28 protein-coding genes and 1 pseudogene are annotated in these 23,357 nt (G+C 41.5%); 18 read left to right on the forward strand and 11 right to left on the reverse strand.

Translation table 11 applies throughout. The features are described from left to right. Positions 1 to 156: 156 nt before the first annotated feature. Positions 157 to 504 (reverse strand): hypothetical protein, encoded by a 348-nt coding sequence (locus AC25Y6_RS13810; protein WP_488143434.1) that lies wholly within the window; start codon positions 502 to 504, stop codon positions 157 to 159. Next, positions 501 to 665, reverse strand: a complete 165-nt coding sequence (locus tag AC25Y6_RS13815; RefSeq protein WP_488143435.1) for a hypothetical protein — start codon at positions 663 to 665, stop codon at positions 501 to 503. The genes AC25Y6_RS13810 and AC25Y6_RS13815 overlap by 4 nt, the downstream gene beginning before the upstream one ends. Positions 666 to 767: 102 nt before the next feature. On the opposite strand from AC25Y6_RS13815, the pseudogene AC25Y6_RS13820 reads away from it, so the two are divergent. The 7 genes and pseudogenes from AC25Y6_RS13820 to AC25Y6_RS13850 all read left to right on the forward strand — a co-directional run. Further along, a pseudogene (locus tag AC25Y6_RS13820) lies at positions 768 to 932 on the forward strand (formylglycine-generating enzyme family protein); the annotation flags it as partial. A 236-nt stretch (positions 933 to 1,168) separates the two neighbouring features. After that, positions 1,169 to 1,351: a GNAT family N-acetyltransferase gene (locus AC25Y6_RS13825; protein WP_488143479.1), complete on the forward strand. Its 183-nt coding sequence runs from the start codon at positions 1,169 to 1,171 to the stop codon at positions 1,349 to 1,351. A gap of 12 nt (positions 1,352 to 1,363) precedes the next feature. Beyond that, positions 1,364 to 3,163: a XylR N-terminal domain-containing protein gene (locus tag AC25Y6_RS13830; protein WP_488143436.1), complete on the forward strand. Its 1,800-nt coding sequence runs from the start codon at positions 1,364 to 1,366 to the stop codon at positions 3,161 to 3,163. Positions 3,164 to 3,433: 270 nt separating this feature from the next. Continuing rightward, on the forward strand, positions 3,434 to 4,984 hold the full coding sequence (locus tag AC25Y6_RS13835) for a 4-hydroxyphenylacetate 3-hydroxylase family protein (protein ID WP_482104207.1): 1,551 nt from the start codon (positions 3,434 to 3,436) through the stop codon (positions 4,982 to 4,984). 53 nt (positions 4,985 to 5,037) lie between these two features. Further along, positions 5,038 to 5,820: a dioxygenase family protein gene (locus AC25Y6_RS13840; protein WP_488143437.1), complete on the forward strand. Its 783-nt coding sequence runs from the start codon at positions 5,038 to 5,040 to the stop codon at positions 5,818 to 5,820. Positions 5,821 to 5,965: 145 nt separating this feature from the next. After that, positions 5,966 to 6,514: an FAD synthetase family protein gene (locus AC25Y6_RS13845; protein ID WP_482104205.1), complete on the forward strand. Its 549-nt coding sequence runs from the start codon at positions 5,966 to 5,968 to the stop codon at positions 6,512 to 6,514. Positions 6,515 to 6,561: 47 nt separating this feature from the next. Beyond that, the gene (locus AC25Y6_RS13850) at positions 6,562 to 7,035 is read left to right on the forward strand and encodes a flavin reductase family protein (protein ID WP_488143438.1); all 474 of its coding nucleotides are present in this window, start codon (positions 6,562 to 6,564) and stop codon (positions 7,033 to 7,035) included. 155 nt (positions 7,036 to 7,190) lie between these two features. Here the strand turns inward: AC25Y6_RS13850 and AC25Y6_RS13855 are convergent, their stop codons facing one another. Then, the gene (locus AC25Y6_RS13855) at positions 7,191 to 7,607 is read right to left on the reverse strand and encodes a hypothetical protein (protein ID WP_488143439.1); all 417 of its coding nucleotides are present in this window, start codon (positions 7,605 to 7,607) and stop codon (positions 7,191 to 7,193) included. Between the two features lie 368 nt (positions 7,608 to 7,975). Continuing rightward, on the reverse strand, positions 7,976 to 8,458 hold the full coding sequence (locus AC25Y6_RS13860) for a sigma-70 family RNA polymerase sigma factor (RefSeq protein ID WP_482104202.1): 483 nt from the start codon (positions 8,456 to 8,458) through the stop codon (positions 7,976 to 7,978). Between the two features lie 252 nt (positions 8,459 to 8,710). Between AC25Y6_RS13860 and AC25Y6_RS13865 the strand changes: the two genes are divergently transcribed. Continuing rightward, positions 8,711 to 9,211 carry a competence protein ComK gene (locus tag AC25Y6_RS13865; protein ID WP_488143480.1) on the forward strand — a complete coding sequence of 167 codons (501 nt, stop codon included), beginning with the start codon at positions 8,711 to 8,713 and terminating at the stop codon, positions 9,209 to 9,211. Positions 9,212 to 9,556: 345 nt separating this feature from the next. On the opposite strand, the gene AC25Y6_RS13870 is transcribed toward AC25Y6_RS13865, so the two are convergent. Then, entirely contained in the window at positions 9,557 to 10,345 is a 789-nt protein-coding gene (locus AC25Y6_RS13870) for a helix-turn-helix domain-containing protein (protein ID WP_488143440.1), read from the reverse strand. 165 nt (positions 10,346 to 10,510) lie between these two features. After that, complete coding sequence (locus AC25Y6_RS13875; protein ID WP_488143441.1) at positions 10,511 to 10,972, reverse strand: hypothetical protein; 462 nt, start codon at positions 10,970 to 10,972, stop codon at positions 10,511 to 10,513. A 159-nt stretch (positions 10,973 to 11,131) separates the two neighbouring features. Here AC25Y6_RS13875 and AC25Y6_RS13880 point away from each other — a divergent pair, with 159 nt between their 5' ends. The 4 genes from AC25Y6_RS13880 (at position 11,132) to AC25Y6_RS13895 (ending at position 13,033) form a co-directional block, all read left to right on the forward strand. Beyond that, entirely contained in the window at positions 11,132 to 11,392 is a 261-nt protein-coding gene (locus AC25Y6_RS13880; RefSeq protein WP_488143442.1) for a hypothetical protein, read from the forward strand. A gap of 198 nt (positions 11,393 to 11,590) precedes the next feature. Then, positions 11,591 to 11,839, forward strand: coding sequence for a hypothetical protein (locus AC25Y6_RS13885; protein WP_488143443.1), 249 nt, complete (start codon positions 11,591 to 11,593; stop codon positions 11,837 to 11,839). A 394-nt stretch (positions 11,840 to 12,233) separates the two neighbouring features. Beyond that, positions 12,234 to 12,581 carry a MerR family transcriptional regulator gene (locus AC25Y6_RS13890; RefSeq protein ID WP_488143444.1) on the forward strand — a complete coding sequence of 116 codons (348 nt, stop codon included), beginning with the start codon at positions 12,234 to 12,236 and terminating at the stop codon, positions 12,579 to 12,581. After that, positions 12,578 to 13,033 carry an SRPBCC family protein gene (locus AC25Y6_RS13895; protein ID WP_488143445.1) on the forward strand — a complete coding sequence of 152 codons (456 nt, stop codon included), beginning with the start codon at positions 12,578 to 12,580 and terminating at the stop codon, positions 13,031 to 13,033. The genes AC25Y6_RS13890 and AC25Y6_RS13895 overlap by 4 nt, the downstream gene beginning before the upstream one ends. Positions 13,034 to 13,180: 147 nt before the next feature. On the opposite strand, the gene AC25Y6_RS13900 is transcribed toward AC25Y6_RS13895, so the two are convergent. Continuing rightward, positions 13,181 to 13,327: a hypothetical protein gene (locus AC25Y6_RS13900; protein WP_488143446.1), complete on the reverse strand. Its 147-nt coding sequence runs from the start codon at positions 13,325 to 13,327 to the stop codon at positions 13,181 to 13,183. A gap of 64 nt (positions 13,328 to 13,391) precedes the next feature. On the opposite strand from AC25Y6_RS13900, the gene hutU reads away from it, so the two are divergent. From hutU to AC25Y6_RS13915, 3 genes are read left to right on the forward strand one after another with little or no spacing between them, the layout of a single operon-like run. After that, on the forward strand, positions 13,392 to 15,071 hold the full coding sequence (gene hutU, locus AC25Y6_RS13905; RefSeq protein ID WP_488143447.1) for a urocanate hydratase: 1,680 nt from the start codon (positions 13,392 to 13,394) through the stop codon (positions 15,069 to 15,071). Then, on the forward strand, positions 15,068 to 16,330 hold the full coding sequence (gene hutI / locus AC25Y6_RS13910; RefSeq protein WP_488143448.1) for an imidazolonepropionase: 1,263 nt from the start codon (positions 15,068 to 15,070) through the stop codon (positions 16,328 to 16,330). Before hutU ends, hutI begins: the two co-directional genes overlap by 4 nt. Then, entirely contained in the window at positions 16,327 to 17,295 is a 969-nt protein-coding gene (locus tag AC25Y6_RS13915; protein ID WP_488143449.1) for an agmatinase family protein, read from the forward strand. Before hutI ends, AC25Y6_RS13915 begins: the two co-directional genes overlap by 4 nt. 149 nt (positions 17,296 to 17,444) lie before the next feature. On the opposite strand, the gene AC25Y6_RS13920 is transcribed toward AC25Y6_RS13915, so the two are convergent. The 4 genes from AC25Y6_RS13920 to AC25Y6_RS13935 form a co-directional block, all read right to left on the reverse strand. Continuing rightward, positions 17,445 to 18,053, reverse strand: a complete 609-nt coding sequence (locus AC25Y6_RS13920; RefSeq protein WP_488143450.1) for a peptidoglycan DD-metalloendopeptidase family protein — start codon at positions 18,051 to 18,053, stop codon at positions 17,445 to 17,447. A 185-nt stretch (positions 18,054 to 18,238) separates the two neighbouring features. Beyond that, positions 18,239 to 18,367, reverse strand: a complete 129-nt coding sequence (locus AC25Y6_RS13925) for a YvrJ family protein (protein ID WP_082786727.1) — start codon at positions 18,365 to 18,367, stop codon at positions 18,239 to 18,241. A gap of 77 nt (positions 18,368 to 18,444) precedes the next feature. Then, entirely contained in the window at positions 18,445 to 18,663 is a 219-nt protein-coding gene (locus AC25Y6_RS13930) for a DUF2922 domain-containing protein (protein ID WP_482102387.1), read from the reverse strand. 37 nt (positions 18,664 to 18,700) lie between these two features. Beyond that, positions 18,701 to 18,940, reverse strand: a complete 240-nt coding sequence (locus AC25Y6_RS13935; RefSeq protein WP_488143451.1) for a DUF1659 domain-containing protein — start codon at positions 18,938 to 18,940, stop codon at positions 18,701 to 18,703. A gap of 482 nt (positions 18,941 to 19,422) precedes the next feature. Between AC25Y6_RS13935 and AC25Y6_RS13940 the strand changes: the two genes are divergently transcribed. The 3 genes from AC25Y6_RS13940 to AC25Y6_RS13950 are packed head-to-tail and all read left to right on the forward strand — an operon-like array spanning position 19,423 to position 22,957. Further along, positions 19,423 to 20,835, forward strand: coding sequence for a TcaA NTF2-like domain-containing protein (locus AC25Y6_RS13940; RefSeq protein ID WP_488143452.1), 1,413 nt, complete (start codon positions 19,423 to 19,425; stop codon positions 20,833 to 20,835). A 20-nt stretch (positions 20,836 to 20,855) separates the two neighbouring features. After that, positions 20,856 to 21,338 (forward strand): zinc ribbon domain-containing protein, encoded by a 483-nt coding sequence (locus tag AC25Y6_RS13945; RefSeq protein ID WP_488143453.1) that lies wholly within the window; start codon positions 20,856 to 20,858, stop codon positions 21,336 to 21,338. 17 nt (positions 21,339 to 21,355) lie between these two features. Next, positions 21,356 to 22,957 carry a hypothetical protein gene (locus tag AC25Y6_RS13950; RefSeq protein ID WP_488143454.1) on the forward strand — a complete coding sequence of 534 codons (1,602 nt, stop codon included), beginning with the start codon at positions 21,356 to 21,358 and terminating at the stop codon, positions 22,955 to 22,957. The last annotated feature ends 400 nt before the right edge of the window (positions 22,958 to 23,357 follow it).

The raw sequence follows: 23,357 nt of genomic DNA on the forward strand, positions 1-23,357 counted from the left end.
GAGATGACTCTGACAATTCGTTGCAATTATATATTTATAAACAGGAGATTAGATAGGTACTTGACTGTCTAATCTCTATTTGTTTTTTATTTTACATGCACACAAACACAAAGGTGGCTTTCTCTTTTAAACAGGAACCTTCGTTGCTCGATTGTCCTAGTTTCTCCGACGCCCTAGTTCTTTCTGAACCATTTCAAGCATGGCCGACCGGAGTTTGCGCTCGTATGGGTCGGTCTCGGATTCGGGCTTGGCGAGATAGTCCTCGTTGTACTTGATTTCGAGGTAGAGAATGTCCGTAGATTCCATGACGGTGTGGCGTTTGGACTTCTCCACCTCTGCCTCGATTTTTCCCGCCTCGTACTCCGCAGGGTCCCGCTGGGCAATCTCCGACAGGATGACCTTGATTGATCTGGTGTCCGGTGACTTTTCGTTGTTCAGCAGCGTTAGCCGTTCATACAACTTCTTGTTGGTGAACTTCTTGACCTTAGCTTCACTGTATCTCATTTGGACAAGCCGAACATCTTGATTGCGAACATGAAGTCTGAAGCGAATGCTGCAGACTTCTCCTTAATATCAAGGGCATCGAATTTGCCACGAAGAAGCGTCTCATCTCTAAAATAAGCTATTTCAAATTCTATTGTTCGTTCACTGTAATATAATCTCACAATTTCTCCCCCTCTGTAAAAATTAACTTATTCTAACATTGAATTAGTGCTTATTAAACTAAACTGCACTAGTGTCAGGTACCTATGCAGGAAGTACTAATCAATCGAAAGGGTCCCCAAAAAGGTGATCAAAAAGTTATTAGAGGTGGAAGTTACCTCTGTCACAAAACTTATTGTAATCGATATAGGGTAGCGGCTCGGTCACACAATACTTTAGACAGCTCTACTGGCCATATGGGGTTCCGTTGTGCAGTGGATCTACTGTAAATATAAACTGTCCTACCGCTGGAATTGGTGTCAAAATAACTGAGATAATGTATATGAATTCCATATACATTATCATTTTTTTGATTAGAAACAAAATTCTCAAATCATGTTAAACTTGTTAGTATATTATCATCATCATCTTCTTATTGTAAGCGATTCAAGCTGATGCACAAGAGATTCTAGACATTTAAAAAAATGCTTATTTACGCGAGGCCCAAATAAATAATAATTATCAAATTGCACCACTTACGGAAACATTTGATCAGATCGAAGAAGATTTTCAGAGGAAGACCATTTTAAAAGCTACATTAAACGATAAAATAGTCGGTTCGCTCAGAGGATACGAGGAAAAAGGGACTTGTAATGTTGAAAGATTGATGGTGCATCCAGACTATCAAAACAAAGGGATTGGAAAATAGGAGGGGGAAAGGATGACGATGAAAGCCAATCAGTTACTTTTGCAAAATTTACTTGATGTTAATCCACGTTCAGGCATCATTAATCTCCATGATAAACGAATGGCATTAATCTCCGTGGAGGCATTAGGAATTTTGCGTACGGATTTAATTAATACACTTGGTATAGAACGCGCAAAAGGATTTCTCATGCGATATGGCTGGGCATGTGGCAATAAGGCGGCAGAGTCTCTTGGGGAAAAATATGACTGGAAATCGACAAAAGAATTACTGTTGGCAGGTCCAGCAATGCATACATTAGAAGGAGTTGTAACTGTAGAGCCAGATGTTTTGGAAATAGAAGAGGATAAATTATACTTAACAGGTTATTGGAAAAACTCGTTTGAAGTGGGAAATCATATTGCTCAACAAGGTGTTGATAGTGAGGCGATATGCTGGACGCTAATGGGCTACGCGAGTGGTTATCTTACAAAGATTTTTGGAAAAGAAGTTGTCGCCTATGAGGAAAAATGCCGGGGGAAAGGTGACACAGATTGTTATTTTATAGCACAAACAGTTGCACACTGCGATGAAGTCCACATGAAGGACTTACGCTATTATAAAACAGAATCTTTGCAGGCAGTCTTGGAAGACATATATAAGGAAATTGAGCAGCTTAATGCAGATATCATCGAGTCAGAAAAAGTGCAAAATCAATTAACAGATCTTTTTCTAGAAGACAAAGATATCAATCATATCACGGATATGATTGGAAATGTCCTAGGGCGTAGCATCGTTATTAATCATTTAACCGAGATTTACTCATCATACTTTATGTGTAAAGAGGATGAGGAAGCATACGATAGTTGGATAAAAAGCAAGGCCTTTACAATGAAGCAAGATAACTTTTATTTCGAGTCATTTGGTTTGAAAAGTCAAAAAGTTGAATTAGGTAAACTGATTGTCATCGGTGATAAGAAGCTTGATCGAAGGGAAGAATTAATCATAAACCGCTCCCTAATGGTGTTTACAATTCAAATGTATCACCAGCGTAAAATTACAGAATCTTTATGGAGAAAAAGAGAAGATTTTTTTGCCGAAATTATTGATAATAAATTATTAGATGATGCTTTGTTAGAAAGGCAAGCGTCTATTTTTGGTTTTAAACCGGGCGAGTCTAATCAGGTTATTGCCATTACCGTTCTGCCAAAAGAAAAGGTAAGGGAAATACTAAGTTTTCTCACGAAAAGGTATGCCCATTATGTTGTATTTAAGAAAGATGGATATGTCGTTATGATTGTTCCAGAGTCTAGGGAACAACATATTGATGAATTTTCTTCCAATCTACTTCAGGAAATTAACGGAAGCTTATCAGACATAAAAGTATATATCGGTTCTGGTCGTCCTGTTGATACGATTCGAATGATGGGTAAAAGTTATTTGGATGCGACTCATATATGCAATTTTGTTCAATTAACGTACCCAATTGGTAGTCGACAGGCCGATTATAAAGAACTGGAACCCATTATGATGTTTCTCAAAGGGTCCGATCAGCAAGAATTGATTAAGTTTTACTCGGAAACAATCGCAGAATTAGTGGAATACGACAATGAAAACCAAGGAAGTTTACTCATCACACTAAAATCATATTTGGACAACAATGGGAATTTACAACAAACAGCCGATGAATTGCATTTATCAATAGCGGGAGTTCGTTATCGGATTGAAAGAATTGAATTGCTGAGTGGCGTTGATTTAAAAACGGGATCTGGTCGATTTAAATGTCAGCTTGCGACAAGGATTTATTTTGTATTACAAGTAATGAATAAAGTGTAAGGGACGAATCGGTTGCCGATACGTCTTTTTTTATGGCCTAAGAAATTATAAAATACTACTTTTCGGATAAATTGAAAGGCGGCATTCAGACTACGGTGCCTGCGCTTTTGTTTTTAGAAGAAGATCTGACATCTTGTGTTTTACTAATGTACAGTAAATTCTGCTAGTTGAAACGTTAATGTTGATGTATTTTTGCAGTTACGATTATTTGGAGTAGGCTGTAAGATGTAGTTAGTAAGCGGTTACATTACTTAAGAGGAGGAATGAAAAATGACTACAAAACAAGAACAGGCAGTAAAGTTACCTATGACGGGCGCCGAGTATTTGGAGAGTTTAAGAGATGGACGGGAAGTTTGGCTCCACGGTGAAAAAGTTGACGATGTTACAACACATCCCGCATTTAGAAATAGTGCTCGCTCAATTGCAAGTTTATATGACGCATTACATGACCCAGAATATAAAGATATATTAACAAGAGAAACTGATACTGGAAATGGTGGATTCACGCAACGATTCTTCCAACCGGATTATACACCGGAAGATTTATTCAAAACACGTGATGCAATCGCGCAATGGGCGAAAATGACTTTCGGTCAAATGGGTAGATCACCAGATTACAAAGCTGCGTTTTTAGCAACGCTTGGCTCTAATCCAGAGTATTACGGTAAATATGCAGACAATGCAAGAAGATGGTATAAAGAAGCACAAGAAAAAAACTGGTACTTCAACCACGCAATTATAAATCCTCCGGTTGATCGCGACAAGCCGATGGATGAAGTGAAGGATGTATTTATCCATTGTGTTGGCGAAACGGAAGAGGGCATCTTAGTAAGCGGTGCGAAGATGGTAGCAACTGGTTCAGCACTCGTAAACTATAACTTTGTTGCACATTATGGTGCACTTGCGGTTCCAAGTGAAGAGTTTGCGCTCGTCTTCATTGCGGATATGGATACACCAGGAATTAAAGTAATTTGCCGACCTTCATATGAAAATAATGCAGCGGTTACAGGAAGTCCTTTTGATTATCCGCTTAGTAGCCGTTTCGATGAAAATGATACAGTACTTGTTTTTGAGAATGCGCTCATTCCGTGGGAAAATGTACTTGTTTACAAAGATATTGAAAAAGCAAATAGCTTCTTCCCGGAAAGTGGATTCCTGCATCGTCTATCGTTTCATGGTGTGACAAGACTTGCTGTAAAGTTAGATTTCATCTCAGGTTTATTAATCAAGGCTTTAAAAGGGAACGGGACGGATAAATTCCGCGGTGTCCAAGCCAATATCGGAGAAGTACTTGCTTATCGGAATATGTTCTGGGCAATAAGTGATGCGATGGCCTTAAATCCAGATGAAGGTGCAAATGGTTCTAAATTACCTAACTTAGATTATGGACTGGCATACCGTGTATTTATGTCGGATGGTTGGCCAAGGGTGAAAGACATTATCGAGACAGTAGTGGCTGGAAGCCTTATTGTCCAACCTTCTAGTGCACAGGATTTTAAAAACTCAGAATTGCGTCCAATTATTGATAAGCTTTACCGAGGTTCGAATGGCATTGAAGCAGAAGAGAAAATTAAAGTTATCAAATTGCTTTGGGATGCAATTGGTAGCGAATACGGAGGACGTCACGAATTGTATGAGCGTAACTATTCCGGAAACAATGAAAACATCCGTATAGAAAACTTAACGATGGCTCAAAAATCCGGACAAGCTGCAGAGTTTGAGGAATTTGCTCAGCGATGTATGGACGATTATGACTTAGACGGTTGGGTAAATCCTACTTGGATCAATCCTGATGACGTACATGCTTATAATAAAAAATAAATAAATAAATATACTTTCTATTTATTCCAATACTAATTAGGGGGAGACGAATCATGCAAAAAGAGGCGACTAAAAAGAATGAACGTGTAGTAGAGATATTCGATTTGTTTGTCGAACATGTCCAAGCGTTTTTGAAAGAAGCGAAACTAAATCACGAAGAATACACAAATTTCGTAAATTGGGCTGATCGACTCGGACGGACAGGGGAACTTCCTCTTTTTGCGGATGTTTTCCTAGAAACCCATGTGTTAAGAGCGATGTACACGGAGAAGCCGGGAACACAACCTTCACTCTTGGGGCCTTATTTCATTGAAGGATCACCTTTACTAGAAGCAGAGGCCGGACAGCCATTGGTTTTGACGCAGCGTCCTAACGAAGAAGGCGAAGTCCTGCTCTTCAAGGGAAATGTTAGTAATGTGGACGGCAAGAAGCTTGCAAATGCGCGGGTTGAAATGTGGCAAAATGATGCTTCTGCAACCTATTCTGCTTTCGATTCTGATGCACCAAAATATAATTTAAGAGGCCATTTCTATTCGGATGAAAATGGAGATTTTGAAATAAAATCGATTGTTCCATTACCTTACCCGATTCCAACGAACGGTCCAACAGGAGAATTCTTGGATTACACTGGCCAGCATCCGATGCGTCCCGCACATCTTCACTTAATGTTTGAAGCTGAGGGCCATGAAACCCTTATTACTCAGGTGTTCTCGGAAGATGATGAATGGCTCGAAAATGACGTAGCGGATGGTGTTCGCTTGGACCTTTTAACAAAATTTGAAGATAAAGGTAGCCATGTTGAAGCATCTTTAAACTTTGTTCTGCGTACGGAATAAGAAGAGTGCAAATAATCAGGAGCATTGTAGAATGTTCCTGGTTACCTCTTATTTCTCGTTGATTATCCTCTTAGAGTTACTCCTATATCTATTTATATTTTGCGGAAAAGGAATAAATACATTTAATAGAAAGTGAGGTACTTAAATGAGGATATTTCAACAAAATCAGCTTAAACTAGAAAACTCCGTTGTCACAATTGGGGCTTTTGATGGTATTCACCGTGGGCATCAAGCGTTAATAAAAAAAGCGAAGTTACAAGCAAATCTTTACGGGGTGCCCCTTGTTGTTTATACGTTTGATCCACCGCCTAAGGTCTATTTTCAAAATCAGTCAATGCTAACTTCATTGTCGGAAAAGAAACGCTTTCTTGAAGCATTAGGCGTCTCTTATACGGTTTTTGCTTCGTTCGATGAGGCTTATGCGGCGAGGAGCGCACAGGACTTTATTGATGAGCTAAATGATGTGAATCCTAGGGAAATTTGGGTTGGGCCAGGGTTCAACTTTGGCAAAGGCAAAAGCGGTTCAATTGAAGACTTGGATAATGCGTTCAATGCCTATCAGCATCCTGTCGTTACTTGTCCAAAAGGAGAAGTTATTTCTTCAACAAGAATACGAAAACTTTTTGAGCATAAAGAAACGAAGCAAGCTTACGATTTGTTAGGCAGAAATGAATTTGCCCTAGCTAAAACTTGATTAACTTAGTTAATATATTGAACTTACAAATTAGAGGAGGGTTTTTTATGGATGTTAGAGAATTTCGAAACTGTATGGGACGTTTTGCAACTGGTGTTACCGTAGTCACATGCAAAACCGAAGATGGTTATCATGGATTTACTGTGAACTCATTTACTTCGGTGTCACTAGATCCGCCTTTAGTGTTAGTGTCTGTTGACCGAAAAACGAAGGCAATGGAACACTTAAAAAATAATGCATTCACCATAAATATTTTAAATGATCAACAAGAAGATGTGGCCATGCATTTTGCCGGACGCCCAAAGGAAGAAGAGCCGTTTACATGGGTTGAGGGAGAATATACAGCACGCCTTGAAGAATCACTTGCTTATATTGAATGTGCTCCGTGGAAAGAATATGATGGTGGCGACCATGTTCTTTTTGTAGGTGAGGTTTTGAACTTCGAATACACTGAAAGTGATGCACTTACATACTTCTCAGGAAAGTTCTCATCATTATCTTCAAAAGTCCAATCTGTTTGATGATGTTTCCCCGATAAATTACAGGTACCTATGCAAGGGGGTATTCGGGGGATTCACCGCAATTGCATATTTATGAACGGGAGATTAGGTAGGTACTTGACTATCTAATCTCTTTTGTGTTTTTAGGTGAATTGTTGGTTGTTGCACACAAACAATTATTTAACATAACAGGTACCGACTTTATAATGTATTGGCTTGCAGATAATGTGACAGATGAAATGATTTCCTGGGAAATACCGACCCTCCTCGACATTTATTCTCATGAATTTCGGGTGCCTGTGTAAGGTTGTAATCCGCGCGAATCTCCGATTGTACGATGCAGTCGAAATAATATAGCCGCTGTCTTCCAGTCTACGAATCGTTCTTTTAATCGTATCTACAGACCAAAATGGGAACTCGTCGTTTTTCCACTCTTCGTATCTTTTGTAAACCCACTTATGCCCATCCCGCACATTTGGCGAGATGAGCGATCTAAAATGCAGTTGCTGTAGTAAAATAGCCGCGTTTAATCCCACTTGCATCGCAAGCGACGGAATTACCTGAAGCGATGCCTCATTGATTAATAAATTCATTAGGGATCCTCCTTTGGTAAATGAAGTAGAAATGTGCCAGCGCCTTGCCTAGGCGACAAACACATTTCTACCTATTAACGAGTATTTTCTAGCGACAGCAAGACGTCTCTTGCCTTGACGAACGATGCCTTCACCTATACATAGACAAAAACTACGGGAAAGTGGACAACAAATGAAATTATTTTTTTGACTGCCATCCTTTTTAAAGCCCCTACCGCTTTTCTTGTGATCTAGCTCCAGGCGCAAACTCCTCGGGTCATAAGTCGGTTCGGCTAAGGAAGGATTGAACTGCATCCTTCCCGGGCAAAGAACGCCGCTCCGCCGACCCGTCTTATGCCTGTCGGAGCTGTGCGGCGCCTTGCACTTTTCTATGCTAATACAAGTCTCAATTTCGCCAGCGTTCGGTGCCTTCGTTTCTTAACCCCTTCAACCGAAATTCCAAACCGCTCAGCACATTCTGTAAGCGTACCTCCTTCTATGAATAGCCATTGAATAAGTTCCTGCTCGGCAGGGGGCAATTCGTCCAGTGCATCCTTAAGTCTATCCAGTGCTCCTTTCTGGACAGCGATTTCGGACGCCTTTAGATAGGCCAAGGGCTCTTCTTCTGTCTGCATGGTATTCTCTTCAAATACGTTTTCCATTTTTAATTCATCCAATATGGCACCCCGTATACTTCGATAGGCAAATGGCGTAAAATTCCCTTTCGCTTCGTCAAAGCGGTTCCACGCTTGCCATAAAGCGACTCTTCCCGCCTGTCTGAAAATGTCATGGTTGCGTTGAATATTCAATTTGCGGATAGATGCAGAAATCATCGGTTCATACTGCTCCAAAACGTCCTCAAAAGTCATCATTTGTGCGGCCTTCCAGACCGTGCACGGTGCTTTGTATTCCCGGGTGAGTCCATCGTAGTTCATTTGAAATAGGGAATCCAACGAGCGTTTAGGACGTTTTGGGTACCATACGTGATGTTTCGTTAGCGGAAAATGACATTTAACACATAATAATTACATTATTCATCATATTTAGATAAATGCGCTTGAATCTTTATGAGTAAATGATATCATACATATATAACAGGTAAAAAGGGGGATTCTTATTTGAGAATGTGTGATTCTTTTTTAATTAACCGAACAGTATTGGCAGTTAAATCATTTTTCATTGGGGAAAATAAAAGTGAAATTATTACAACGCATGGTACATATTACTCCAAGTTAAAACCACTAGATCTACTCAATAAGGCGTGCATTAATAATTTTTCATCGTGGCAGGGACGTACAGAGTTTGCAAAGGATTTGTTGAATTATTCAAGGAAACCGCCGTTCATTATAGTACCTAACGAAATTGGTGTATTTCCGACAAAATCATCAGAATGTCCAGATTGTGTCTTTATATTTAATCATCATATTAGCGTAGAAGAAGTGGCAAAAGGCCAATCAGTAATCACATTCATGCCGGGGATTTCCATTACCGTTAAAATCTCGAAACACATCATACTAAAGCAATATCAACGCCTTCACACACTGATGAGCGTAAGCACTCTGAAGAATCAGGAGAAGGAATTATATGATAGAGAAAATGGTTTCATTGATAGAAAAGCTAAATAAGCGAGAGCGCTAGAATTGTATAGTGACCAGTGAGGGGGAATCATTTAGCTAGTTGTGCGTGATGTTGTTTAATCAATTCACTACAATTAAATACGTATAGACTAGGGAATAGATACGTATCTATTCTCTTTTATTTTGTTGAATCCAAGGGTTGATCAGGCATACCCCGTGGGTCCAGCAAAATCTAGGAGTTGTCCAACAAAAGCCCAGAGCTGTCCAACGAACTCAGCTAAGTTCCCAACCAAACCCCGTAGATGCCAACTATTCGCATCCTGTGTTCAACTCATCTCCTCAGATTTCCAACGCACTTTGAATTCGTTGGAAACATGCATCAACTACTGTATTTCATCGATAGAAAAACGCCTCAAATGGCACGTCATAATCCATAAATGCCTCACTAAACAAAGCCTTGTCGATGAGTTCGCGCAAGACGCCTGAATAATAACCAGGTAGATTCCTAATGTTTTTAAGCTTTGTTGTTTGAATCGAAATCCGTAGTGCTTGCATAGCCAATTGCTCGAAAAGCTCCCCTTTGTCTTCGTGAATACTGAATTTCAGCATTTGCAGGGACTGTTTCCGGTAGACGCCGTAAAAGTTGCGTGCCAATTTACTTTCTCCGATTGTTGAAGAAAGAAGAGATTTCATTTTACCGAAAAGTGTAGTAGGCACAATTTCCGGAGGAGACGTTCTTTTAAGATCTTTAGTACTTAGCGCTTTAGAAAGAAAAGCTTCGTTTTGCGGTTTAGCAGGTTCCGCCTTACTGGCAGAAGGTTTTTCGTCACTCACTGGGGTGTTCAATTTCGACTGGTCATTAGTAGGATTAATGACATAAATGTTAGCGCCGAGCCCGCTCATGACTGGACGGATATAGTGAATGCGTTCGATGATTTCGAGCTTTTCTAACTTGCGTATTGCACGTCGTACAGTTGCGTTAGATTTCTTAATGGCCTTTTCGATGGTTTCGTGTTTCAAATGTGCAGCACCATATTTAACAGAGTAACGACGGATCATATCGAGAACAGCCCGCTCGGTTTGGTTCATTTCATTCCAGTGATTGAGTACATGTTGCCTAGTTGCTGCATCTAAATCGTGTTTGTTTGTGAAGTGTGCGTATCCAGAAAGGTAAGTTGTCATAAAGAATGTCCCCTTTATTCTTTATATAGAAGAAAAGTAGGGGAAAGTGGACAAGAATTTGAAAATAGTTTATTTAATTTTGTTAGAAGTAGGCAAACACATTAAAAAACTTGAAATTTAGAGCGGGGAAATGGGGCATACTACCGCGTTGGCGGAAACTGTGTGTTAATGATAATCCCACAGTATCCTCCACTCACCTTCATCTTCTGCGACATATACTTCTTGTAGGAAGCCGAACTTTCCATATTTACCTTCATAGGTTTGAATGACAATAAATTTATAAGCGACATCAAATGGTTGTGCTTCTTCAGTCATTGTCCAACCCTTGATTTTACTATCTTCATTTATTGTAAATTGAAAAGTTTCGGTACCAAAATGGCCAACGAAAACATGTAATCGGTCAGTCATGAACTGTGATTTGCTCCATCTCTCTTTCATCAAAGGGTGAAGCAATTCCCATGAATCACCAAAGTCTCCTACTTGTTCATGCATATAAAACGCTTCTACTACTTTTTTAGATTTGTAGCTCGGCGAAAACAGGTAATTAATAGAGCCTATCAACACAAGTAAAGAACATATGGATATGAGAACAAAAAGTAAGAGCTTGTTACTTTTCCTTTTTCTCATCATGAATATCCCCTTTGTTAAATTAATCTATATGAATAGGATATGATTTTAACTAGTTCATTATCAAAACTACACAGAGACCGGAAATTGCTTAGTTAATTAAAGAAGGATTCTGATTACTTATGTCGAATTGATGATGTAAAGAGGAGGGATTAATGTATGACGGATGAAGAAAGAAATGATATCGCGGATATACTGTTACACAGTCTTTACGACTATCACTTTGCGAATGATGGAGGGAGTTATGCATTGCCCAGAACTGTACTTGCAGACGTCAATAGCAAACAGGCGATTGAATACCTGATCGAACAGGAATATGCCGAGGATAGCGGGCAAGGTTCGGATAATCTGGTTTTAGCGATTACACTGCAAGGTATGGATTATATCAAAAATAATGTACTGGAGGCATTATACATTTAAAAGGAACCTCCTCATGCGGCGTTCTTTTTGTTTCATCGATTGAAATAGATAGAGTACTGATTTAGGATATGCCGGATCCTTTGAAGTGGCGATTGGGGGAGCGCGCACCTGCTTAGTAGGCGGATACTGCGTAGTTTAGTAAAGAAGGATTCCCATCTCTTCTGTCGAAATGTGTATGTAAAGGGGAGGGATTCAGTCATGATGAATGAAGAAGGCAATAAACTCGCGGATGTACTGTTACAGAGTCTTTACGACTATCACTTTGCGAATAATGGAGGAAGTTATACATTGCCCAGAGCAATGGTACAAGCAGATGTCAATAGCAAACTGGCGATTGAACAACTGATCGAAAAGGAATATGCCGTAGATAGCGGGCAAGGTTCGGATAATCTGGTTTTAGCGATTACACCAACAGGTATGGAATATATCAAAAACAAATCACTATAGGCAATAAGCGTAAAAAGGAACGTCCTCATGGGGCGTTCCTTTTTTTTCGATTGAAATAGATAGAGTACTGATTTAGGGAGAGCGCGCAGCTACGCAGTAGGAACAAACGGGGTAGTAATGATAATGGATTAGTTTAGGGTAGCTCACTAGGATGTCCAACCAAGCCCAACGACTGTCCAAGCCCCTTACTAAGGAGATAGACAATTATTTTAAGTGTTTTAGGTACCTGTGCGTGAAAAAATCCGGTATATACGCTACAATTTTATTATAAATTAATCAAAATTAGTGTCTGTCTGACGAACTTGTGTGTTCATTCAGGAAATACTTTCTACAACATTTCAATTGACTCAGTGGTGCACCCTATCCTTTAAGATTTGATTAGGGGAGGAATTACATGTACAAAATAAGCGAATTCAGCGAAATGACAGGATTGGGCAAGGAAACCCTACGCTATTATGAGCAGGAACAATTACTGGAACCTGCATTCGTGGATGCATCCAACAACTACCGTTATTATGACGATGGTTCATTTTTCCTGGCAGCGTTGTTGCAAAAACTTCGAAGTTTCGGCTGTACCATTCAGGAAATGAAAGATGTCATGCGTGATGAGTCGTTTGAGAATTTGGAAGAACTTTTACTAAAAAAGAAACAAAGTTTAGAGATTGAAATGGGATTAAAACAACAAAAGATATCGGATATTGAAGCATTTATCCGAACTGGGAGAGAGGAGCAAGACGAATGATTTGGAGAGAAGAACGACTGATTGACGCACCAATTGACGTCATATGGGCTCTATTTGAAGAAGAACAGGCAACACGTATTATGCCAAAAGTATTGGAGAATCGCTGGATTGAAAAAAAACCTGAAATGATAGGCTCAACTTACAGTCAAACTTATGAAGAAGGGAAACGTAAAGAAACGTATGTGGTGGAAATTACGGAATTTGAGGACTCAGTCAATCGAAAGCATAAGCGAATTCAATTTCAGCTGGCACGTGCATTTGAAATGACTTTAGGATTTACATTGGAAAAAGTAAGTGAAACACAGACAAATTTGATTTACTCGGGCTCGAACCGCGGCATCAATTTTGTAGGGCGTGCCATGCTAAAACTCGGTGGTGGAAAAAATGGTGATCAAGTGATTCATGACTTCATGGATCGCGTCAATCATCAAGCCATGCAGGACATGAAATGACGTGTAGCAAAAGCTTTTTATGAGCTCAAAGCTCAGCAAGTGTGCAACCAACCCCCGGAAAGTGTCTAACAAACGGAGAGGTTTCCAATAAACTCTCCGAAGTGTCCAACAAAGCCCGGCGACTGTCTAACGAACCTCGTAAAATGTTCAACCATCCCCTGAAAGTGTCCAACAAACAAGGAAGTCTCCAACAAAACCATCGAAGTGTCCAACAATGTCCAGCAAGTGTGCAACCAACCTCGTAAAATGTCCAACCAACCCTAATTGAGCTATTAAACTTAAAATAGTTAACATATCATAAAAATATAACTGAACTTTTAGTATATAATGAATACAACAGAACAGGGGGGCGTTATTTATGAAAGCGGTTCCGTCAGAAAAAGTAATTCGTTACAGAGGGACAGAATTGAATACAAAGGGTTGGGGACAAGAAGCAGCTCTTCGTATGTTGATGAATAACTTGGATCCGGAAGTGGCAGAGCATCCTGATAAACTAGTGGTCTATGGTGGGATCGGGAAAGCTGCTCGGAACTGGGAAAGCTTTGATGCGATTGTAAAATCACTGAAAGCGCTAGAAAATGATGAAACGTTACTTGTTCAATCGGGTAAACCGGTTGCTGTTTTTAAATCACATACCGATGCACCACGTGTGCTCATTGCCAATTCAAACATCGTTCCGGCGTTTGCAAACTGGGAGATGTTCCATGAACTCGATAAAAAAGGGTTAATGATGTACGGACAAATGACGGCGGGAAGCTGGATTTATATCGGTTCACAAGGCATTGTGCAAGGCACATACGAGACATTTATAGAGCTTGCGAAAAAGCATTTCAATGGCAGTTTGGCAGGAACAATTACTGTAACAGCAGGACTTGGCGGCATGGGTGGCGCACAACCGCTTGCAGTGACGATGGCGGGTGGCGTTTGTATCGGCATCGAAGTGGATGAGACGCGCATCGATCGCCGCATTGAAACACGTTATACAGATGTGAAAACGGATTCATTGGATGAAGCCATCCGTCTGGCGGAAGAAGCTAAAAAAGAAGGAAAAGCATTATCCATTGGCTTGCTCGGCAACGCTTCTGAAATTTTACCTGAAATGATTGCACGCAATTTCACGCCTGATGTGCTGACAGACCAAACGTCCGCACATGATCCATTAAATGGTTACATCCCTACAAACATGTCACTAGAAGATGCTGAGGTCCTGCGTACGAATGATCCGGATGCATATGTGAATAAGTCAAAAGCGTCAATGGCTGTACATGTTCAGGCGATGCTTGACTTGATGGACAAAGGGGCAATCACATTTGACTATGGCAATAACATCCGACAAGTGGCGAAAGACGAAGGCGTAGAAAATGCATTCGATTTCCCTGGGTTTGTTCCGGCTTACATCCGTCCCCAATTCTGCGAAGGGAAAGGTCCTTTCCGCTGGGTTGCGTTATCAGGCGATCCGGAAGACATTTATAAATTAGATGAAGCAATTTTACGTGAGTTCAGCTATAACGAACACTTATGCAACTGGATTCGAATGGCACAGGACAAAATTGAATTCCAAGGACTACCAGCCCGTATTTGCTGGTTTGGTTACGGGGAACGCGCGCGCTTCGGGAAAATCATCAATGATATGGTAGCAAGCGGTGAATTAAGTGCACCGATCGTTATCGGTCGTGACCATCTGGACTCAGGATCTGTTGCTTCTCCGAACCGTGAAACAGAAGCGATGAAAGACGGATCAGATGTCGTTGCGGATTGGCCGATTTTAAATGCCATGATCAATGCAGTGGGCGGCGCAACATGGGTTTCATTGCATCACGGTGGTGGTGTCGGCATGGGCTATTCAATTCATTCAGGAATGGTTATTGTGGCAGATGGAACGAAAGAAGCAGAAATTCGACTTGAGCGCGTATTGACGACTGACCCAGGAATGGGCATTGCACGCCATGCGGATGCGGGCTATGAAATTGCTGAACGAACGGCTCGTGAAAAAGGCGTTAACATTCCAATGCTTGCGAAAGGAAATGATCCACAATGACAAAACCGCTATTTATTAAACATGCAGCTCAGCTAGCGACGCTCACTTCCGCCGAGAAAGGACCTCGCTCAAAAGAAGCGATGTCCGAACTTGGCATACTAGAAGACGGCAGTATATGGATAGAAAACGGAATTATTCAAGCGGTTGGATCAACAATCGATCTTGAAAAGCGCTATGCAGACCGTTTACTTGAGGCGGAAATTGTAGACGCTACGGGCCATCTAGTGACTCCTGGGTTAGTGGATCCTCATACGCATGTTGCTTACGGAGGCAGTCGTGAACGCGAATTTGAAATGCGTTTAGAAGGTTCGACATACATGGATATTATGAATGCGGGGGGCGGCATCCATGCGACAACGAGGATGACACGTGCTGCATCGGAAGCGGAATTAATCGAACAAACAACTCGACGCCTCGATTTGTTCCTTGAACACGGGGTTACGACAGTCGAAGGGAAAAGCGGTTATGGCATGGATTTGGAGACGGAGTTGAAACAACTTCGTGTGATGAAGACATTGCAAGAAACGCATGCCATCGATATTGTGCCGACCTTTATGGGGGCACATGCCGTTCCGGTTGAATACAAAGGGCGGGAAGATGAATTTGTCGATGTAATCATAAATGAAATGTTGCCTGTGATTGCCGAAGAAAAGCTTGCTGTATTTAACGATGTGTTTTGTGAAAAAGGCGTGTATACACCTGAACAATCAGAACGCGTATTGGAAGCCGGTAAACGTTTGGGATTAATTCCAAAAATTCATGCCGATGAAATTGAATCATACGGTGGGGCAGAGCTTGCAGCAAAGGTCGGTGCCATTTCGGCGGAACATTTACTGAAAGCTTCCGATGAAGGAATCCGAGCAATGGCGAAATCGGGCACAATTGCTTGCCTGCTTCCTGCAACCGCGCTGTATTTGCGTGAGCAAGCAGCAGACGGGCGAAAAATGATTGATGAAGGCGTTGCTGTCGCCATTTCTACGGACTGCAATCCCGGTTCATCTCCAACGACGTCCATGCCACTCGTTATGAACTTAGCTTGTATTTCTATGCGATTGACACCTGCTGAAGCATTGACAGCGGCCACGTATAATGCAGCTTGCGCCATTAAGTGTGAAGACAAGGTGGGTTCTCTTGAAGTGGGGAAACAAGCAGATATCGTCCTATGGAATGCGAAAAACTATCAAGAAATCCAGTACTTCTTTGGCGTGAATCATGTAAAGTCTGTGTGGAAAAAAGGCGTGCAGGTGGTGGGGGAATGAATAGATGGCTGCAACCACCTGAATGGTCGTGGAATGTAGCAGGACAAGAAGTGACACATGTGCATCAATGGGTTCAGCCACTGAATGATGGAGAAAGTAAACCTGACCTCATTCTATATGGTGCGCCGCTTTCTAGGTCATCGATTAGTGTCTCGGGTGCCTCTTTGTACCCGAATGAGTTTCGTAAATTGTGGAAAAGCTTCTCCACTTATAATTTAGATGAAGATATCGACTTAAGTGCTTTTCGGGTCGCGGATGCAGGTGATGTAGAGATGCATACGACGGATGTCCTGTTATCTCACCAACGGATACAAGAAGCAACGGCCGCTCTTGTAGCGAGCAATCCGAACACGTTGACTTGCATGATTGGCGGAGATCATTCGACGACAGCATGCGCCATTCGGGGGATTAAGGATGTTCATCCTGAGCGTACAATTGGGATTTTACAGTTGGATACGCATCTAGATGTACGGGATCCGGCAGAATTAGGTCCAGCCAATGGAACGCCCATTCGGCAACTGATTGAGGGCGGCATGGTTAAGGGAAAGCATATCATCAACGTCGGGTTGCACGGCTATTATAATGCAAAACCACTCGTGGACTATGCCAAGCAGCATCATATTCAAATGGTGACTCTCAAACAAGCTCGCATGCAAGGCATAATCGAAACGATTCAAGCAGCACTTCAACAACTGTCTGCGGAAGTAGATTGCGTGTATGTCACTGTAGACATGGACGTGCTGGATATATCCGTGGCGCCGGGCGTTCCGGCATCTACACCAGGCGGAATGACGGCGATAGAGCTGTTTGATGCTTTGCTTACGATCGGCAAGCATGAAGCTGTTCAGCATATTGACTTTGTCTGTTTGGATCCAAGCAAAGATTCCGCAGTTTCGGAAACAGTTAAAATTGGGGTTTATGGGTGGTTGCAATTTGTCACTGGTCGCGTGAGTCGGTTGAAATAAACAGCACGGGAGCAATAAGGGGAAGTTTCCAACAAACTCTGTGAAGTGTCCAACCAACCCATGAAAGTATTCAACAAACATGTCCCAGAATCACTCGAAAAAGCCCGATTTCTCATTAAATGAGAAATCGGGCTTCTTTCACGCTTACTCTACCTCGGCACCACATAATCATTCGCCGCTTTAGCAAGTGCAGCTGTCGTCAAATTTCCTGGAATTCCGTCTACAACAAGACCCGACTGCTTCTGAAACGACTGTACCGCAGCCTTTGTAACGGGCCCGTGTAGGCCATCTACAGCGATCTTGTAACCTACTTTGACAAGCAAGCTTTGTATTTTTTTCACTTCATGGTCCAAAACATAACATAACGGATCAACCGCATTCGTAAATTTGTTATTCCAACGACCGACGTGGACCTCGAAATGAAGATGGATTCCTGTACTATTTCCAGTCGACCCTTTCACGCCGATACGTTCGCCCTGTTTGACTGTCTGCCCGACTCTGACACCAATTGACCGTAGATGTGCATACACGGTTTCAAACGTCTTTCCACCGATTGAGTGTACAATCATAATCGTGTTTCCATAACCATTTGTAGACTTAGAAAATGTAACTTTCCCAGCAGCTGCTGCAACAATTGTATTGTTTGATGGCGTATTTCCGTAATCCACACCAAAGTGCATCGTTCGAAAATGTGCAATCGGATGCATGCGGTAACCGAAAGGTGATGTGATACGCCCCTCGCATGGTTTAATAAACATGTATTCCCTCCTTTTTTAAATTATGGTCAACAACGGTCCACCTCTTATGGCGGACCGCCCGAATATAGATTGCAACCGCTCAATCCGCACGGCAGACCGCCCGAATATGGTTTACGACCGCCCAAACTCTACAGCACGAGCAAGTAGCCCAACTCAATTTTCTATTGATGAGAGATGATTAAGTTTCACTGCATTTTTAATGAAACCAACACATCATGGATCGCGACGAGTTTTGTTTCGAGCCGGTGCAAAAGATAGAATGATACGAATATCGGGAAACCGACTTCCTGTATGAGACTCATCCATTGTTCCATCTCGTTTCCTCCTCTCTATTTACATATAAAAAACCGGTCCCCAGTCCGAAAACTGGTGAACCGGTCGTTGTGGCTTGTTAGCTGTTTACAAGTTCTGTTACATTTCGCTCAATAACCCGAGCGCTAACAATTGATGCGAGTGGCGCTCCGTTAACTTCGAATACATTCGCAGCAATGATTTCCTGCATCGCAGCTTCGATACTTTGCGGCGTCAAATCTGCGCGGGGTTCATCCACCGACAAACTCACCCTTTTACCGCTTGCTGTGTTGAAATTCAACTGTAGTGTTTTAGCCATTTTTTATTCCTCCTTTCCCGATTAGTTAATTGTTGAATTAGTTAATCAAACTCGATGTTTCCACGATGTCCGCTCCGATGAACGGCAAAGTTGAGAGACGACCAAGTTGCTCCAGCGCTTGGTACAAGTTCTCTGCAGGTGCATTTGCCTTGATGTAGCGATACGTCTTCGCTTTGCGGATAAGCTTACCGTCCTCTGTCAAACCACCGTCGAAGAATACGCGACCCGACGCCTGTTGAAATTCGATTGTTGCTGCCATGTAATCACCTCCTTTCATCCTCTATATAGAGTAAAAGGGAGGGAAAGTGGACATTGTTTTGAAATGTTTGGTGAGTTGAAAAATATAATGTTGATTATATTAAGTCATTTGAGTAATTAGTTAGAAGGTGAATATTTCTATAATAATTGTGAAAACAAACTAGAAAACTCCATTTCCTCAGTTGATAATAGCAAATAAAGCTCCACTGGTTTACAAGTCATGGAAGCTGTTTTTTTTTGATGTCCAAATAGGGGTATTATCACAATAGCTACAGAATAGACTGAGTGACTGTCCCAAATCGGTACCCAACTATTTCCTCTCTACTTCAGCTTATTTAAAACAATGGTCATCCAATTACAAAATCTATTGTCAGAGGGAGACTATAGGCTCCTAATGTAATAGGTAAATATTCTTATAACTGACTTCACAAGACTATAAAGTTTGACTATAGTGAATATTGGAATCATTCAATAACTACTATAAAGAAAGGAGGGAAGTATGTGAGTCAAAAGTTTTGTAAGAAGTGCGGGGAAGAGCTTTCTCCGGGCATTGTTTTTTGTTCAGCATGCGGGACGCCTGTATCAGATTCGACTTCAGTTACAGCAACAGAACACAAGGTAAAACGGCGGAAACCCATGTCATTGAAAACGAAAGTTCTGCTTTCAATCATTGCAGTGGTATGTGCGTTGTCGATCGGCACTCATTTTATTTTATCTCATGTAACTGACAGTGCGAAACAGTTGGAAAGTATTTACAATGCAATCATCGATGAAAATAGTAAGGTCTTATTTGCAGAATTGACTGTTCCTGAGGGTGTTCTTTATGTAGAAGGAAGCTTTACGAAGAATTTAAATAATGACTCCTTGCCCGAATTTTACGCGGAGTTGTCTGATGCTGTTGAACGAGTGAAAGACACGGAGTTGACGGAAATTGTGCTGGATGATCATGGAATCGAAGTATTTCGCATCAAGCATGATACATGGCTTTATTTTTACCCGAGAGCTTTGATTGAACCGGTGTCGCAGTCTTTGGTGATTGATACGGATCTTACGAATACGACGTTGACCCTTGCCGGTGAGGTGTTTCCGCTTGATGGCAAACCGATTACCATCAATAAAGTATTGCCGGACGAGTACACAGTGACACTGAATGGGAAAAATACCTTCTTTGCGTCACAAGGTACTGCTAAAATCGACCGTGCCCTATTTTCAGAAACAGCGACGTTCAGTTTACTGAATACAGCCTATTCCATCGAATTTGATGGTCAATCGCCAGACAGCATCCTATATGTGAATGGGGAATCTACAAAAAAGTCAATTCAGGAGGTAGGGACAATTGGGCCGATTTTTGGAAAAGGGGCTACGTTCCATGCTGTTCGGAAAATCGAAGGCGATAAAACGGAAGCGTCCGAAAAGGTCAGTGGAAAGCCTGGAGATTTGATTTCTTTCACTTTTCCTTCGCTTATAAAAACGGAACAACAAGCCCATGAAAAAGAACAAGTGAAAGCGGCACAGGCAGAAAAAGAAGAAGAAAATAAAGAGTTGATTGGCCAAGCTTCCGAGAGTTATATCAATTTCCGAAATGCCTATGAAGACGCACTCAATAACCGAAGTTTCGGCTATATCGAATCCTATTTACAACCATCTGGGAAAGCGTATGGTGAGTTGAAAGAATTTATTGTGGGAGCGGATAGTACGTACTATTGGTATGAGTTCATGACGAATGAAGTAACTGGCGGCAAAGTGGAAGGCGATTTTATAAAGTTGCAAGTCCGTGAAACGTTCTTATTTGAAAACCACCTTGGTCAAACGACAAACTACGATCGACATAAAGAATATAATCTGATTAAGACTTCTTCCGGTCAATTTGAAATTGTAGAAATCCATATCAAAGACACGAATCGGAATAACTAGTAAACGAGGGGGAATTTTTGTTGAGTACAATACAAACAAAAATCGGCGGCGGATTGAACAAAATACAAGATACGCTGCAACAAGGTAAACAAAAGATGCAGACGGTGCAAGAAGCGAGCCAGCTCCGTCAGGCAATCGATCAGTTGCGACAAAAGCGATTGGAAAGCATCGTGGAAATTGGCAACAGCATTCATAAAAAAGTGCGGTTCGGCCTTGTTCACGATGAAGGTTTCGTGGGGATTTCCTCGCAAATCGAACAGGTTGATAAAGAGATTTATGAGCTATCCAAAAATCTTGAACAACTTCAGGTTGAAGCAAGTCAATCAAATCTGTGCTCGAATTGTAAAAACCCTGCTCAGCCAAATGATAAGTTTTGCGGCTCCTGTGGAAATGCCGTCAATATTGAAATAAGAGTAGAAGAAGAAACAAAAGTCTGTTTGCAATGCAATGAGGACATTCCGGAATCGGCGGCATTTTGTCCGTGCTGCGGGACTGTCATTTAAGGATAGGGGGAAACGGATTGTTTTGTAATGAATGTGGGACAAATCATCCCAATTACACTAATTATTGTACGGCAGACGGAGCCATACTGGATACGAAAATAATCGGCAAAGCAAATCGCTCGAAAGTAGAGTTTTGTGCGGGTTGCGGCGGAAAAGTGGCTTCATCCGCACAGTATTGTCTTCATTGCGGGGGGGATTTGTCAGGTATCAGTTTCCAATCTACACAAAGTGTCATCCAAGCGATTCAAAATCCGACGAAGAAGATTGCTTTACCGACGTTCAGCTCGAGCGGCTTTTTATCGAAAAGTAATGTGAAGAATGCTTTGATTGCAGCTTTTCTAGCGATTGTCCTCGTTCTTGTAAGTGCCGGGGCTGTCATGAATTACGCTGAACAACAGTTTCTGGACTTCATGGAAGTAACAGAAGGCGAAGTGGTATCGGCAAAAGAGTTGCGTAGTCTAAGTTTTGTTGAAGAGCAAATCATGTCAGAATTAGGTGTGTCTACATCGATACCTACAATTTACGGCATCACAACGTTTGTCACGCTACTTCATAATATAAATACGACGTTTGACTTGGATGCCAATTCGTATGGCGAATCGATGCTAGTTTTTTTTCAACAGAAAAATCTGTTGCTCGCCGGTTTGATTGTCCCAATTGTAATTCTGCTCATCGTAGGGACGGTTTTAGGGTATTTGTCAAGAAAATCGAAATCGTCATTGGTTGAACCGCTTATTATCTTCTCTGGAATTTACACGATTTTTATACTGATTAACGCTATAATCTCAAGAGTGAAATTCCGTATGGGTTCAAATGGGATATACGACGATAGTCTGTCAATCCAAGCTGTATTGAAATTCTCATTCTTTGATACTTTACTAACCGGACTTTTCTTAGCGCTGATCGTTACGGGATTGTCTGCCTATTTGACGTATTACGGAAAGAGTATTTTCGTGTTTTTACACGGGAAACCGCAGTATGTACAGTATACGGTGTATTCAATGCTGATTTTAGCAGTCATTTTCGTTGTCGTTTCAATAGTTGGGATTTCCGTAATGGATATGAGTGAACTCGAAGGTGTTGGAACTGCCTCCATTATTGCAGTGGTATTACCATTAGTGCTAACACATGCATCCATTTGGATTATGCACTTGGCTCATTTCAATCCGCTGGCATTTCAGCTGGACTTGTTGAATGGAACCCATTCCATCGCGATTAATCTATTCAGTAGCGCAAAGAGTATTCAAAAGTCGATTGCGGCCGATTATGAACTTGGAGATATGTTAAATACATTGGTTTTGACGGATGGAACGCTTCCGATGCTTATCAAACTGAGTTTTCTTTTGCCGGCTGTATTGCTCATCTATGTGGGTTTCCGTCTATTCAAAACGAACCAGCCGCAAATAAAGCAAATCCTTTTCTTCGGTGGAATTTATGCGCTTGTCATGACGGTATTAAGTGTAGCTAGCAGAATCAAGCTTGAAGTTCTTGCCGAGCAAGAAAGTACGATCATTACCATCTATTCCTCAATCTTGCCTTCTTTCCTAATTACATTTGTGATGGCGTCGATTTGCTTCGCAATTGGTGGTTTATTGAAGAATCGATTTGCAAGTAGATAAATTATAAATTGCGGGACAAGGCTTCACAAAGATACGGTTGTACCTAAACAACCTGTATCAAAAAAACGAAAAGCGGCCAATGGAATCATCGTGGAAAAGGTGGAAGAAGCCGGTATCGACACATGGCAGGTTACAACAACAGAGGAGTTTGTCATCCAGGCTCCAAAAGTAAAAAGTTTACAACGGTCTCCCTAGTGAAAAAAGTTCAAGACGAATGGCGCGTCCACGAGCTCGTGTCGACGAAGGAGATTTAATAGCAGGTACTTATTTCAGCTCTTCATTACAACTACATGCCTCTTGAGTCCTTTGAGACTTGAGGGGGTTTTCTATTTTTTCGCCCAAATCCTCCGTGGGATCGCCCGAACCCCAACGCGTACCGCTCGAATCTATCGCGCGACCA

The organism is Sporosarcina sp. Y1004 (assembly GCF_057669665.1).